Genomic DNA, 13,640 nt, shown 5'->3' with positions numbered 1-13,640 from the left:
AAGGCCTTCAGCGTCCACGTATCGATCGACATCGCTGCCCCATTCCATGGATCGCGTTGTGTAGAGCACTTCCTTGACGCCGATTTTGGCGATCACGTCAGGATGCGCGCTGACGACAACGCCGCACCCCGCGACTTCGCGCAGCATTGGATCGAGCTGCGAGCGGTCGCCTGAAATGTCCAACGGATTCACCCAGACCAGCACTGCGTCGCACGACAGCAGCTCGTCCCGAATCTCGCGAACCGCCTCGTCCCTGTACAGTACAGGCCTTGCGGTCGCCCCGAGCGCCCGCAAGGCCTGCATTATCGGCCACTGCCGGGCTTCATGAAAGCGATGCGTCCACTCGGCTGCTTGCCCACGCCAAAGAAGAGCGATGTTCGGGCCGGATGTCATTGTTGCATCTCCCCATCGGACCTGTCCCCTTTGTGGTCGCGAACTCAGGTGTCGCGCAGCAGTGGGTGTTAAGCCACGGCGGTCGGGTTCAGCCGCCGCCGCGCAAAGCCGCGGCATAGCGCCGGTCGACCACTTCCCAGTCGATGTTGCGGAAGAAGGCGTCGACATATTTGGCGGCGGCGGTGCCGTAATCCATGTGGAAACTGTGCTCGTACATATCGAGCGCGAGCAGCGGCACGCCGGCAATCGCACCGTGCATATGATCCCACGCCCAATGGTTGTGCAGCGAGCGCGTGTGGAGATTGTAGACGAGCACGCACCAGCCCGATCCGCCGGCAAGGCTCATCCCGGTACGGCGGAAGTCGGCTTCCCAGCGGTCGAACGAGCCGAACGCCGCGCCCAGCGCGTCGCGGATGGAACCGGCTGCCTGGCCGTTGCCGCCGAGCCCGTCGAAATAGACCTCATGGAGCACGACCGAGCCGGTGCGGTGCAGCTCCTCGCGCTTCAATCCGCCATAGACCACCGGCGGCAGGTCCGTGTCAGCGAGCGCGGCGGCAAGTCGTGTCTCGATCATATTCAGGGCCTTGACCGAGCCCGCATAATTGTTCTCGTGGTGCGATGTGATCAGCCTTTCGGAGAGGCCGTGAAGCCTGGCGGGATTGAACCTGAGCGGCTTGACCTGATGATTTCCGGCAAAGGCGGGGACAGCCGCCGGCGCTGCGGCCGGCGTCTGCGCAGAGGCTTCGTTGATAGTCATGGCGGCGGCTCCGATGCCAAGAGTTGCGATTGCACTGCGTCGGGAAAGATGGTCGATCGTCACGCGTCACTCCTTCAGATGATCATTACATATGCGGCCCCGAGGACCGAGCAGACGCCGAGCACCGGCAGCATGCCGGCCTTGAACCGGAACATGGCGAGTATCGCACCCACCGCGAGCGCCAGCGCCGGCCAGTTGACGGACGTTAGGACTGGGAGATCGATGGTGCCGGCTGCGAACGGCACTTCGCGGACTTGCTCGAACAGAGTGTGGATACCAAACCAGACCGCCAGATTGAGGATCACGCCGACCACTGCGGCGGTGATCGCCGAAAGCGCGGCCGACAATGCGCGGTTGCCGCGCAGCCGCTCGATGAATGGCGCGCCGGCGAAGATCCACAGGAAGCATGGCAGGAAGGTAACCCAGGTGGTGAGGATTGCGCCGAAGGTCGCGGCGACGAGCGGCGGCAGCCCGGTCGCTTCGCGGAAGGCCGCGAGGAAGCCGACGAACTGCGTCACCATGATCAGCGGCCCGGGCGTGGTCTCGGCCATGCCGAGCCCGTCGAGCATCTCGCCGGGCTGGAGCCAGCCATAGGTCTCGACTGCCTCCTGCGCGACATAGGCGAGCACCGCATAGGCGCCGCCGAAGGTCACCACCGCCATCTGGCTGAAGAAGGTGGCGATGCGGCTGAACACGTCGTCGGGGCCGAACGCGAACAGCAGCGCTGCGACCGGCCCGAGCCAGAGCAGCAGCAGGACGCCGGAGATGCGCAGCGACCAAGAGAGGTTCGGCCGGGCATGGTCGGGAAGGCCCTCGCCAAGAGCGGTGTCGCGGTCGTGGATTATCTCAGCGCCGGCGGGACCATGTCCGCCGCCGCCCTTGAATGCGGCGTAACCAGCGCGGCCACCGAAGAAGCCGATCAGCGCGGCGGCAAGCACGATCAGCGGGAAGGGCACGTCGAGCACGAAGATCGCGACGAACGCCAGCGCGGCAAAACCGCGCATGACGTTGTTCTTCAAGGCACGCGAACCCACCCGGACCACCGCCTGTAGCACCACCGCCAGCACGGCGGCCTTCAATCCGAAGAACAATCCCTCGACCAGCGGCACTTCGCCGAGCAGCACATAGACATAGCTGAGCCCTAAAATCGCGAGGAAGCCGGGCAGCACGAATAGCGCGCCCGCGACCAGGCCGCCCTTGGTCTTATGGAGCAACCAGCCAATATAGACAGCTAGCTGTTGCGCTTCAGGGCCGGGCAGCAGCATGCAATAGTTGAGCGCGTGGAGGAACCGCTCCTCGCCGATCCAGCGCTTCTCCTCGACCAGGATGCGATGCATCACCGCTATCTGGCCCGCCGGTCCGCCGAAGCTGAGCAGCGCGACCCTGATCCAGACGCGCACCGCCTCGCCAAAGCTGATGCCGTGCTCGTGCAGCGTCTCGACTGCGATTTCAGCGCGTGCGCTGGCCTCCATCTTTAGTCCTCTTTTCGCCGGGTGAAGTGAGCATAGAATCCGTCGAGCGCGGTCGATCCGCGCGCGATCCGCTCCTCGTCGTCGTCGGTGCCGGCACAGATGCCGGCGATAAGCGCGCTCACTCCCGGAGTTTCCGGGCGCTCGAACCGAGCATCGGCAATATCAAGGTCGTGAACAATTTCGCCGAGCGCCCGCAGCGCGGGGTCGGTCTCGAGACCGGTGAGGAACACCAAGGTCTCGAAGGAGCAGCGGTCGCCTTCGTGGGTGAACTCAGCGTCCGCCATGTCGAACCTCAGTTCGTCAGGCTCCGGCACATATCCTTTGCCCTCGACGAACTTGAAGCTCGCCTCGGGGTCGATGAAGCGGCGAATGAGCCAGGCGGACGCGATGCGATCGACATGGACATGGCGGCGCGTCACCCAAACGCGGCGCTTTAGCTCCGCCGGGGTCAGCTCGGGCGCACCGGGGCCGCTCACATCGGGATGTTGGTGAGAGCGGCGGTCCGCCTCGGTGATGGCGGCCTGTGCCGCCTGCCGACCATGCGCACCGAAAAAGTCGATCGCGGCGACCTCGTTCAGGCGTTTGCGCAGGCGGCCCACATCCGCCGCCGCGACATACTCGCCCTCACACAGCGCGCGCGCCTCGCGTGCCAACTCCTCATAGTCGGCGTCACGCGCAGCGTCGAACACTCCGCGCAGCTCCGCATCGCCCATGCCGCCGACAAGGCGCGCTTCGAGGATCAGCGCCTCGCCGCCATTTTCGGTGATCTCGCGATGCAGTTCTTCGAACAGCGCGCGCGTGTCCTCGCGATTGGGGAGCGCATGGACGGCGTTCTTGAGCGGCGCGGCCCCGATCGCCTGCAAACGCCGCCAGACCTTCACCCGCAAATAGGCAGGCTTAGCCGGAAGCTGCGGGATCAGGAGCAACCAAGGGGAAGCTTGTGTGTTTGTCATAGTTGTATCGTCACTAGCCTACAAGTGTAAGGGTTGCATCACAAGCCTCATGAGCATAGGACTGCTTATCCCGAAGAAAGAAACCGGAGCGCAATGTCGCGGCTCGCCGGCGGCGCGCTCGCATGACGTGAGGCTTTCCGTGTCGAGTGCGCTGATGAAGGATCAATTATGCTGAAAAAGACCATCGCCTTGGGATTCGCCAGCCTCCTGCTGGCAAGCCCGGCATGGGCAGCGCCGGACTGGTCGGCTGTCGACCGGGCGATAGGACGAGCGGGGGCCGAACAGCCGGGGGGCGTTCACCGCTACAGCTTCCCGCGTTCGGACCTGAGCGTCACGCTGGATGGGGTGACGATCAAGCCCTCCCTCGCGCTCGGTTCCTGGGCGGCGTTTCAGCCGATGGGCGACGAGGCGATGGTGATGGGCGATCTCGTGCTGACCCACGACGAGGTGAACCCCGTTTTGAGCCGCCTGCTCGCAAGCGGTTTTACGATCACCGCGCTCCACAATCACCTGCTCCGCTCTTCGCCTGCGACCATGTACATGCACATTGCCGGCCACGGCGACCCGGTGAAGCTCGCGGCCGCGCTCCGGCAAGCGCTATCAGCCAGTCGGACCCCGCTCGCCGCGCCGCAATCGCCTTCGGCCAGCGCAGCCGCATCGCGGCTCGACCTCGATGTGGCCGCGCTCAACCGGTTGATGGGCGGTGAGGGCAAGACGGCCGGTGGCATCCTCCAATACAGCTTTCCGCGCGCCGAGCGGCTGATGGACGGCGATATGGAGACTCCGCCGACGATGGGCACGGCGACCGCGATCAACTTTCAGCCAACCGGGGACGGCCGAGCCGCCATCACCGGCGATTTCGTACTTGTCGCAAACGAGGTCGATCCGGTCCTGCGCGTGCTGCGGACGAACGGGATCGAGGTCACGGCGCTGCATAATCATATGCTAAACGACGAGCCGCGGCTGTTCTTCATGCACTTCTGGGCCAACGACGACGCAGCCAAGCTCGCCCGTGGGCTGCGCGCGGCGCTCGACAGGATGAACAATCAGAGGAGTTGAACTCGGACGACGGCTCATTGGGCCGTAACCGCCGCCCGCCCGACCCCACGGCCCTTATGCAGGAAGTGGAATGGAACATGGCTAGCAAACGAACTCTCACTGTTGTCGCAGGCGTGGGCGCGGCCGCGCTGGCGATCGCGGGCGTGGCGATCGCGCAAAACCACGAGGCGAACGAAAACCGGATAATCGGCAAGCACAGCGAACGAGACATCCCGCTTGCTCAGGTGCCCGAGGCCGCGATGAACGCGGCACGCGCGCAACTCGCGTCAATAAGCAAAGCGGAGCAAGTCACCCGAAAGGCGGACGGAAGCACGCTCTATGAAATCAAGGGCAAGAACAGCGACGGAAAGACGATCGAACTGTTCGTCACGCCCGAAGGCCAGGTGCTCGGCCGCGAATGATGGATCAGCACGGGGCGCCGGCCGTCGAGGGCCGTGCGCCCCTTCCGAAATGATACTGCGGAATAGGAGACGAAAATGCGGCCAAGACGATGGATATTGTTATGCGCCGCTTTGGCCGCCCTGCCTGATAGTGCGATCGGCCAAACCGAACCCGCGTCGGCGACGGGCTCGGCGTTGTTCGTAAGCTGTCAAGCGAATGAGCCGCGATGCGGCGCTTACCTCCAAGGCGTGCTCGACATGATGATCGTCGCGCGAAAAGCGGAATGCCGCGCTCCACGCTATGACCGATCGGCGCTGCGCGCGGCATATTTACGCTGGGCGGAGCAGAATAGCTATTTTATGAGTGTTCATATGGTGGCCGGAGCTGAACGCTCGTTAGCGAAGGCTTGGCCATGTCAGTAGCATCGTACCCCGCGGCGTAGCCTGCCCGGCGGCTGCCTTTGAGGGCAGGCGGAGCGTCCGCCTGGCGGTGAATTCCGCCAGCTCAACGATCCCATGTCGCGCCTCAAGCTCGCTAATTAGCCGATGTTCGCATTATGTCTGCCAAATCGTTGTCTGGCGCACAAACCTTGAGGTGACGCCCATCACGAACAGAGCGAGGCTGAGCGCCACGAAGATCGGCAGCAGCGCGGCGGTGCCGATCAGCGGGCCGAAGACGATGCCCATGACCAGCGTGCCGGCACAGCCCCAGGCGAGGACGCGGGTCGGGCTGCTCCTGTCCGACCACCAGCCGGCGATCACGATGCTGAGCGCCATGAACATGATGGCGCCAAGCTGGATCGCGAGGAAGATTTCCCGGTGGATCTTGAGCGCGGTCGTGCCATAGCCCAGCGCAAAGGCGGTCGCGATATAATAGACGGCGAAGCAGGCTGTGGAGGGCGGTGACAAACCAGGCCAATGGAGCGCCTGCGATTTGCTGAGCGCGGCGGTGTAAAAGCCGGCCATTGGTTAGGCTGCTCCTTTTGGAGCGGCCAGGGATGTTTGCCGTGGAGAGTTATGCAGCGGTTCGGCGCTTTGTGTTTGTGGAAGGGAACAGCCAGCGGGAGGCGGCGAAGGTATTCGGTCTGAGCCGGGATACGATTTCGAAGATGTGTCGGTTTTCGCTGCCGCCCGGATACACGCGCAAGAAGCCTGTAGCGAAGCCCAAGCTTGGGGCATTGCTACCGGTGATCGACGCGATCCTGGGAGAAGACCGGGTTGCTCCGCTGAAGCAGCGACACACGGCCAAGCGGATATTCGAGCGGCTGCGGGACGAGCATGGTTATGGCGGCGGCTACACGGTGGTGAAGGATTATGTGCGGCAGAGCCGGGCGCGCAGCCGCGAGACGTTCGTGCCGCTGGCGCATCCGCCGGGGCACGCGCAGGTGGATTTTGGCGAAGCGGTGGGGGTGATCGACGGCGTTCGGCAGAAGGTTCACTTCTTCTGCATGGACCTGCCGCAGTCGGATGCCTGCTTCGTGAAGGCCTATCCTGCGGAGACGACCGAGGCCTTTCTCGATGGGCACGTGTCGGCGTTCGCCTTCTTTGGCGGAGTGCCGTGCTCGATCCTGTACGATAACACGAAAATCGCGGTCGCGAAGATTTGCGGCGACGGCAAGCGCGAGCGCACGCAGGCCTTTACCGGGCTGGTCAGCCACTATCTGTTCACGGATCGGTTCGGGCGTCCCGGCAAAGGCAACGACAAGGGGAAAGTCGAAGGCTTGGTGAAGCATGCGCGATCGCACTTCATGGTACCGATTCCGCACGCCGCGAGTTACGACGCCTTCAACGCTGAACTGGAGCGCCGCTGTCGTATGCGACAGGAGGAACGGGCCGGTCGGCACAGCCAGACGATCGGCGAGCGGCTCGTGGCCGATCTGGCGGCCTTGCGTCCCTTGCCGATGGGCCTGTTCGAACCGTGCGAGACGAGGAGTGCGCGCGTGTCCTCGACCGCGCTGGTGCGCTACCGGACCAACGATTACTCGGTTCCGACCCGCTACGGCTTCCAGGATGTCGTGGTGAAGGGCTTCGTCGATCGGGTCGTCATCCTGTGCGGCGGCGAGGAGATCGCCCGTCACCCGCGCTGTTATGGTGAAGCCATGTTCGTGGCGAACCCGCTCCATTATCTGGCGCTGATCGAGACCAAGCCCAATGCGCTCGATCAGGCCGCCGCGCTACAGGACTGGGCCTTGCCCGAGGCGTTCCAGCATCTGCGTCACCTTCTCGAAGCCCGCATGGGGAACAAGGGCAAGCGCGAATTTATCCAGGTCCTGCGCCTGCTCGAGGCGATCCCGATGGAGGTGGTGACCTTCGCCGTGACCGAGGCGATCCATATCGGCGCCATCGGCTTTGATGCGGTCAAGCAGATCGCGCTGGCGCGCATTGAGCGCAGGCCCGCTAGGCTCGATCTTGCGGCCTATCCCCACCTCCCCAGAATGGAGGTGAAGACGACACGCGCCGCCGACTATGCCGCGCTCATACCGAGGGCATAGCGTGGAAGGTACGCTAAACGATGGAGTGGATGGCCATGAAGGGAAGCCTGTGCGTCTGGCGCCTGCTCGGGGGATATGAGCGCGTGCCAGCGCCAACACCTTAGAGGCCGTTTGGAAAATCGTTAGCGGGGGTTGTCGCGAGGCTCTGCGTCTGATTCAGGCTCTGGATGTGGACCCATCAGAGCCGAGGGCGAATGGCCCAGATTGCCAAGAAGACGAAGCGCTATCCCAGTGATCTGACCGATGAGGAATGGGATCGCCTGGCGCCCCTGATGCCCAAGCCTGGGCGCCGTGGCCGTCCACGCGAGGTGGATTTTCGCGAGGTAATCAACGCCGTGCGCTACCTTGTTCGGTCGGGCTGTGGCTGGCGGATGCTGCCGATCCATTTCGGTGCATGGCAGACGGTTTATGGCTGGTTCCGGGAACTGGCTCGCAGGTTCCTGTTCCAGACAATCCACGACATCGAACTGATGCTCGATCGCGAGCGCCAAGGGCGGGAGGCCAGTCCGAGCGCAGCAGTGATCGATAGCCAGTCGGTTAAGGCACCATCCGCAGAAAAGCGTGGGTTCGACGCAGGCAAGAAGGTTGTCGGGCGCAAGCGGCATATCGCCGTCGATACCGATGGACGGCTACTGATGGTCAACCTGACCACTGCGGACATTTCGGACAGCGCAGGTGCCCAGACCATCCTTGATGGCATCCGCAAACGCTGGCCCTGGATCAAACATCTCTTCGCCGATGGCGCCTATGACCGCCTCAAGCTCATGGACAAGGCAAGCTATCTGGATTTCGTCATCGAGGTCATTCGACGCAGCGATCAGCAGCAGGGCTTCAAGGTTCTGCCCCGACGATGGGTCGTCGAGCGGACCTTTGGCTGGATGGGGTGACTACACGAAAGTGAATTTTACGTACGCGAGAGACGAACGAATGCAGTACGACCTGGGCTAAGGCGGCCGCAGGGGCTACCGCTTACCGCACCCAGCAGGTTTTACGGGCCAAACGAACGGTAGCGAGCCAAGGACAAAGCCCAGGAACGTTGCCTGAAGCGGAACCGAAAAACCAAATGCCGGAATGCTCAAGGCTATCAGAGCGTAGGTGTTTGCAGCGACATCACCGATCATAATTGACGCGGCCAGAACCAAGCCCGCCCGCCTGAAACGCGAAAGAAGTAGCATAATAGCAAGCGCGTCTAAGAATATCAGTAAGGACCAGAATACCTCTAGTAGGAACGGCCCCCAATCATAGGGCCTCCATCCGTATGCTGCAAAGTCTCGCGCATGATTGAAAACGCCAATCCCAAAACAGGTTATGTAGATTCCGATGATAACCCGAATGCGTGCGTTTACGCGGGATTGTGTAACATGATGACGGATCGGATCGATATTTGGGGCCATAGCTATTACGCCTTTGCGCCTTCCAACGCTTTATAAAGGGCGGTTTTGCCAATCTTGAGCCGGGCGGCGGCTTCGCGCACAGTAAGGCCTGCTGCGATGTGCGCCCGCGCTTTGCGTAGCTTGTCAGGTGTAACAACAGGACGGCGGCCACCCTTGCTGCCGCGCTCGCGCGCGGCTCGCAGACCCGCTTGGGTGCGCTCGCGGATCAGATCACGTTCAAACTGCGCGAGGGAGCCGAAGATGTTAAATACCAGCATCCCTCCCGGCGTGGTGGTGTCGATGTTCTCGGTGAGCGAGCGGAACCCGATGCCTCGCGCCGCCAGTTCACCAACTTCTTCGATGAGGTGGCTCATCGAGCGGCCGAGGCGATCGAGCTTCCATACCACCAGCGTGTCGCCGGCGCGCAAATAGGCCAGTGCTTCGGCAAGGCCCGGCCTGTCGGTCCTGGCTCCCGACGCCTGATCGTCGAAAACCCGATCGCATCCTGCCCGCTGGAGAGCGTCATGCTGGAGCGACAGCTTCTGGTCGGGGGTGGAGACCCGCGCATAGCCGATCAGCGCCACGGGCCGCCCCATACTGTCCGTTTTCCCATCATCATGCGATCTTGTCCGAATCGCCATCGAAGGTCCAGAGTTGACGGACACATTCCCGGTGACCGTCCAACGGACGTCTGACGGACAGTGACATGGAGGGGTTCGAGCTTGGCCAGAAGACACCTGCTGACCCGCGAGATGCTTGCGGAGCATTATGATTCGTCGCTCGATGAACGCGAAATCGCCCGCCACTTCACCTTGACCCGTGACGATCTTGAACTGATCGCATCCCGGCGCGGCGACGCCACCCGCCTCGGCTATGCGATGCTGATGCTGTATCTCCGCTGGCCCGGGCGCGTGCTGGAAGCCGGCGAAGCGCCGCCCATGCCGATCCTCGCGTTCGTGGCCCGTCAGTTGGATGTGTCGCCCGCGTCATGGCGCGACTATGCCCGCCGCGACGAAACGCGGCGGACGCACCTCGCCGACCTGTCGCGCCGTTTCGGTCATCGCGTTTTCAGTCGCGCGGATTTTCACGCGCTGGTCGCATTCGCCATGCCGATCGCGCAGACCACCACCCGGCCCTCGCGGCTTGCCGGTATCGTCATCGACGAGATGCGCCGCCGGCGATTGCTGCTGCCGCCCGTGACGGTGGTCGAGGCGATCGTGCGGCGGGCGCGGCAGCAGGCCGGGGATCTGGTCCATGACGTGCTCGCCGGGGATCTCAGTAAACCCGAATGCGCGACGCTCGACGCCCTCCTGTCGCGACGCGACGACAAAGGCGCGACCTGGCTCTCATGGCTGCGCAACCCGCCCCTGTCGCCGGCACCCCGCAATGTCCTGCGACTGATCGAACGGCTCGACCATGTTCGCACGCTGGGCCTGGCGGCCTCGCGCGCCGCAACCATCCCGCAGACGGCGTTCGACCGGATCGCCGACGAGGCGGCGCGCATCACGCCGCAGCATCTGGCGGAACTGCCCGACCGGCGCCGTCATGCGATCCTTGCCGCTGCCGGTATCCGGCTTGAGGAAAGCCTTACCGATGCGGTGCTGACGATGATGGACAAGCTCCTGGGGAGTATGATGCGACGGGCCGAGAATCGGACCAAGGACAAAGCGATCGGCACGATCCGGTCATTGCAGGCGCAGCTTCGCCTGCTCACCGGTTCATGCAGAACCTTGCTCGACGCGCGGGCGCAAGGCGTCGATTCTCTTGCCGCCATCAGTTCGATCGACTGGGAAAGGCTGGGAACTGCGGTCGTGGACGCCGAGCTGCTGATCGCGCCGGAAACGATCGACCGCACGGCCGAACTGATCGAGCGGCAGCGCTCGCTGCGCTCCGTGATCGGCCCGTTCCTCAACGCCTTTGAGTTTCGCGGTGCCGGTGCGGTGCAGGGTTTGCTCGATGCGGTCCGCCTCGTGGCTGACATCTATCGCACCGGACGCCGCCGCCTGCCCGACAAACCGCCGCTTCGGTTCGTGCCGCCGTCATGGCGGCCGTTTGTGCTGCGCAATGGCGTGGTCGTTCGCGCCGCCTATGAACTTTGCGTACTCACCCAACTGCGCGACCGGCTGCGCGCCGGCGACATATGGGTGGCAGAAAGCCGCCAGTATCGCGCCTTCGACAGCTATCTTCTGCCGTCCGCCACCTTTGACGCGATGCGCGCGCGGGGACCGCTGCCGCTGGCGATCGATACCGATTTCGAAAGCTTCATCGCTGGGCGCCGCGCCAGCCTCGACACCGCGATCGAGCGGGTGACGATCCTCGCCCGGCAGGGAGAGCTGCCCCAGGTGCGCCTTGACGGCAACGGCCTTGTCATATCGCCGCTCAAGGCAATCACGCCGTCCGACGCAGCAGATATGCGTCGCGTCGCCTATGATCGGCTGCCGCGCGTGAAGATTACCGACCTTCTTTTGGAGGTCGATAGCTGGACCGGCTTTTCCGAGTGCTTCACCCATCGCCGCTCCTGCCGGGTGGCGGATGACCGCAACGCGCTCCTGACCGTGATCCTGGCCGACGGCATCAATCTCGGCCTGACGCGCATGGCCGAGACCTGTCAGGGCGCGACCTTGCGTCAGCTCGCCCATCTCCACGACTGGCATATCAGCGAAGCCGCCTATGGCGAGGCGCTGGGGCGGTTGATCGATGTTCACCGCACTTTGCCGCTGTCCGCGCTGTGGGGCGACGGCACTACCTCTTCGAGCGACGGCCAGCTCTTTCATGCCGGCGGGCACGGCGCCGCGATCGGCGACATCAACGCGCGCAACGGCAACGAGCCGGGTGTCAGCTTCTACACCCATGTGTCTGACCAATATGATCCGTTTGCGAGCCGGGTGATCGCGGCGACCTCCGGCGAGGCCCCCTATGTTCTCGACGGGCTGCTCTACCATGCCACTGGCCTGTCGATCGAAGAGCACTACACCGATACCGGCGGCGCATCCGATCATGTGTTCGGCCTGATGCCCTTCTTCGGCTACCGCTTCGCGCCGCGCCTGCGAGACCTGAAGGACCGCCGCCTGCATCTGCTGCCGGGCCAGGAAGCGGGGCCACTGTTGGCCGGCATGACCGGCGATCCGGTCGCCATCGGGCATGTCGCCGCCCATTGGGACGAACTACTGCGCCTCACCACCTCTGTCCGCAGCGGCACCACCACCGCATCGGCGATGCTGCGCAGATTGTCCGCTTACCCACGCCAGAACGGGCTGGCGCTGGCCTTGCGCGAGGTCGGGCGGATCGAACGCTCGATCTTCATGCTCGACTGGCTGCGCGATCTCGACCTGCGCCGGCGCACCCAGGCTGGTCTCAACAAGGGAGAAGCCCGCAACGCGCTCGCTCGCGCGCTCTTCTTCAACCAGCTCGGCGAGCTGCGCGACCGGCGGTTCGAGAACCAGACCTATCGCGCCTCCGGCCTCAATCTCCTCGTGGCCGCCATCATCCTGTGGAACACTCGTTATCTCGAACAGGCGGTCGGGGCGCTGTCGATCCCCGAAGACGTTGCGCGCCATATCGCCCCGCTGGGATGGGAGCATATCTCGCTCACCGGCGACTATCGTTGGAATGTCGAAAGCCGCCCCGATCCCGGCCAGCTCCGCCCGTTGCGCACGCCTTCATCGCTCTTGGCCGCATGATGTCATTCACCCGCGTTCGTCAAAGGTTCTCTCCTAGCGTACGTAAAATGCACTTTCGTGTGGTCAGCCCTACCATATGAAACAGACGATCCGCTTTCTGGTTTAGTGTGCAGCGGTCTTTGAAAACGCGTTCATTACGATGACACCGGCAACGATCAATCCCATTCCAGCCATTGCTGGAACGTCGAGCTTCTGGCCCTGAATTATCCATGCTACTGCTGCGATCAGCACAATACCGCAGCCCGACCAAATGGCGTAGGCAACGCCAGTTGGGATAGTTTTCAAAGTTAGCGATAGGCAATAAAACGCGACTACATATGCAAGTGCAGTAAGCAAGCTGGGGACCAGCTTCGTAAAGCCTTCGCTTTGTTTCATGAACGTGGTTCCGATCACTTCGGATATGATCGCTACCGCGAGAAGAACGTAATTCATGTGCGCTCCGGTTTCTCGTCGGAAGGCACGGCCCTGTTATCACAAGGCGTCCTCCCGACAGGGTCAGGTTGACGCCGTGGCAGGGAAGAACCCGCGATTTGCGGGCGCAGGAGACACCACCCTGCTACTCTATTCTCGGCATGATCCCGATAGCGTCTTTATCTGGAACTGTCACGTCAGCTATCGGATCGCGCTTGCTGCCTTCAGAGCGTCTAAAAATGGTCGACGGCTGACCGTCAGCTTCTGCCTGACGACAAACACATGAATCCGCGCATGGCTGACCGGCACACTCACGACCGCGCCGCCGCCGCGATCTGGCTGCACGAAAAACCCTGCCGGATTGGGAATATGCACGAAAACCCCGATTTCAGGGTTTTCCGTCATCCTCATCGGCTCATGCCACGATCACGTTGCAGGACCAGCTCGCGCTCATGGAGCAACTGGCCCACCGCGCGCGCCATCTGGGGTTCGCGCTGGATCCGCTCGATGTAGAGATCCTTGGTGTGCTGGTTCGCTCCGTTATAGGCCCAGTCGGCCCCAAGCTGCGATTTTGGCCAAGTCGGAGAACGTTTTGGGAACGTGGCATTCGGTATTGACGATGGAAATCATAGAAGAGGACAGTTCGCTCCATCATAGGGAGTGGGTTGAT

12 protein-coding genes and 2 pseudogenes are annotated in these 13,640 nt (G+C 63.1%); 6 read left to right on the top strand and 8 right to left on the bottom strand.

Going from position 1 to position 13,640, the window contains the following annotated elements:
- The 4 genes from KAY22_RS16815 to KAY22_RS16800 all read right to left on the bottom strand — a co-directional run.
- Positions 1-393: hypothetical protein (locus KAY22_RS16815; RefSeq protein ID WP_296624487.1), on the bottom strand; the 393-nt coding region annotated here is incomplete at its 3' end.
- A gap of 88 nt (positions 394-481) precedes the next feature.
- Positions 482-1,150: a Fe-Mn family superoxide dismutase gene (locus tag KAY22_RS16810; protein WP_017184236.1), complete on the bottom strand. Its 669-nt coding sequence runs from the start codon at positions 1,148-1,150 to the stop codon at positions 482-484.
- Positions 1,151-1,224: 74 nt separating this feature from the next.
- Positions 1,225-2,622: a chromate efflux transporter gene (gene chrA / locus KAY22_RS16805; RefSeq protein WP_040110184.1), complete on the bottom strand. Its 1,398-nt coding sequence runs from the start codon at positions 2,620-2,622 to the stop codon at positions 1,225-1,227.
- A 2-nt stretch (positions 2,623-2,624) separates the two neighbouring features.
- The gene (locus KAY22_RS16800) at positions 2,625-3,575 is read right to left on the bottom strand and encodes a chromate resistance protein ChrB domain-containing protein (RefSeq protein WP_025160483.1); all 951 of its coding nucleotides are present in this window, start codon (positions 3,573-3,575) and stop codon (positions 2,625-2,627) included.
- A gap of 168 nt (positions 3,576-3,743) precedes the next feature.
- Here KAY22_RS16800 and KAY22_RS16795 point away from each other — a divergent pair, with 168 nt between their 5' ends.
- From KAY22_RS16795 to KAY22_RS27970, 3 genes are all read left to right on the top strand, one after another.
- Positions 3,744-4,634 carry a DUF1259 domain-containing protein gene (locus KAY22_RS16795; protein ID WP_008603797.1) on the top strand — a complete coding sequence of 297 codons (891 nt, stop codon included), beginning with the start codon at positions 3,744-3,746 and terminating at the stop codon, positions 4,632-4,634.
- Positions 4,631-5,035, top strand: coding sequence for a PepSY domain-containing protein (locus KAY22_RS16790; protein WP_228165648.1), 405 nt, complete (start codon positions 4,631-4,633; stop codon positions 5,033-5,035). The genes KAY22_RS16795 and KAY22_RS16790 overlap by 4 nt, the downstream gene beginning before the upstream one ends.
- A 75-nt stretch (positions 5,036-5,110) precedes the next feature.
- Positions 5,111-5,437 carry a Rap1a/Tai family immunity protein gene (locus KAY22_RS27970; RefSeq protein ID WP_223178489.1) on the top strand — a complete coding sequence of 109 codons (327 nt, stop codon included), beginning with the start codon at positions 5,111-5,113 and terminating at the stop codon, positions 5,435-5,437.
- Between the two features lie 177 nt (positions 5,438-5,614).
- Here the strand turns inward: KAY22_RS27970 and KAY22_RS16785 are convergent.
- Positions 5,615-5,905, bottom strand: a pseudogene (locus KAY22_RS16785) (MFS transporter); the annotation flags it as partial.
- 107 nt (positions 5,906-6,012) lie between these two features.
- Here KAY22_RS16785 and istA point away from each other — a divergent pair.
- Together istA and KAY22_RS16775 are read left to right on the top strand one after the other, a co-directional pair.
- Positions 6,013-7,506, top strand: a complete 1,494-nt coding sequence (gene istA / locus KAY22_RS16780) for an IS21 family transposase (RefSeq protein ID WP_296624486.1) — start codon at positions 6,013-6,015, stop codon at positions 7,504-7,506.
- Between the two features lie 167 nt (positions 7,507-7,673).
- Positions 7,674-8,387, top strand: a pseudogene (locus KAY22_RS16775) (IS5 family transposase); the annotation flags it as partial.
- 518 nt (positions 8,388-8,905) lie between these two features.
- On the opposite strand, the gene KAY22_RS16770 reads toward KAY22_RS16775, so the two are convergent.
- Entirely contained in the window at positions 8,906-9,463 is a 558-nt protein-coding gene (locus KAY22_RS16770) for a recombinase family protein (protein WP_251652572.1), read from the bottom strand.
- A gap of 138 nt (positions 9,464-9,601) precedes the next feature.
- Here KAY22_RS16770 and KAY22_RS16765 point away from each other — a divergent pair, with 138 nt between their 5' ends.
- Positions 9,602-12,559 carry a Tn3 family transposase gene (locus KAY22_RS16765; RefSeq protein ID WP_296624485.1) on the top strand — a complete coding sequence of 986 codons (2,958 nt, stop codon included), beginning with the start codon at positions 9,602-9,604 and terminating at the stop codon, positions 12,557-12,559.
- 102 nt (positions 12,560-12,661) lie between these two features.
- Here the strand turns inward: KAY22_RS16765 and KAY22_RS16760 are convergent, their stop codons facing one another.
- Both KAY22_RS16760 and KAY22_RS16755 read right to left on the bottom strand, forming a co-directional pair.
- Complete coding sequence (locus tag KAY22_RS16760; protein WP_126053693.1) at positions 12,662-12,991, bottom strand: SMR family transporter; 330 nt, start codon at positions 12,989-12,991, stop codon at positions 12,662-12,664.
- Positions 12,992-13,171: 180 nt separating this feature from the next.
- Complete coding sequence (locus tag KAY22_RS16755; protein WP_175312629.1) at positions 13,172-13,375, bottom strand: hypothetical protein; 204 nt, start codon at positions 13,373-13,375, stop codon at positions 13,172-13,174.
- Positions 13,376-13,640: the final 265 nt, after the last annotated feature.

It is taken from the genome of Rhizorhabdus sp. (genome assembly GCF_018006725.1).
Taxonomy (GTDB): Bacteria; Pseudomonadota; Alphaproteobacteria; order Sphingomonadales; family Sphingomonadaceae; genus Rhizorhabdus.
Note: the sequence above shows the minus strand (reverse complement) of the source record. Positions and strands in the feature narration are given on the sequence as shown.

Bases quoted from the DNA above. Each gene is read 5' to 3' on its own strand.
- KAY22_RS16755 (WP_175312629.1), bottom strand. From the start codon at position 13,375: ATGACGGAAAACCCTGAAATCGGGGTTTTCGTGCATATTCCCAATCCG.
- chrA (WP_040110184.1), bottom strand. From the start codon at position 2,622: ATGGAGGCCAGCGCACGCGCTGAAATCGCAGTCGAGACGCTGCACGAG.
- KAY22_RS27970 (WP_223178489.1), top strand. From the start codon at position 5,111: ATGCGGCCAAGACGATGGATATTGTTATGCGCCGCTTTGGCCGCCCTG.
- KAY22_RS16800 (WP_025160483.1), bottom strand. From the start codon at position 3,575: ATGACAAACACACAAGCTTCCCCTTGGTTGCTCCTGATCCCGCAGCTT.
- KAY22_RS16760 (WP_126053693.1), bottom strand. From the start codon at position 12,991: ATGAATTACGTTCTTCTCGCGGTAGCGATCATATCCGAAGTGATCGGA.
- istA (WP_296624486.1), top strand. From the start codon at position 6,013: ATGTTTGCCGTGGAGAGTTATGCAGCGGTTCGGCGCTTTGTGTTTGTG.
- KAY22_RS16810 (WP_017184236.1), bottom strand. From the start codon at position 1,150: ATGACTATCAACGAAGCCTCTGCGCAGACGCCGGCCGCAGCGCCGGCG.
- KAY22_RS16795 (WP_008603797.1), top strand. From the start codon at position 3,744: ATGCTGAAAAAGACCATCGCCTTGGGATTCGCCAGCCTCCTGCTGGCA.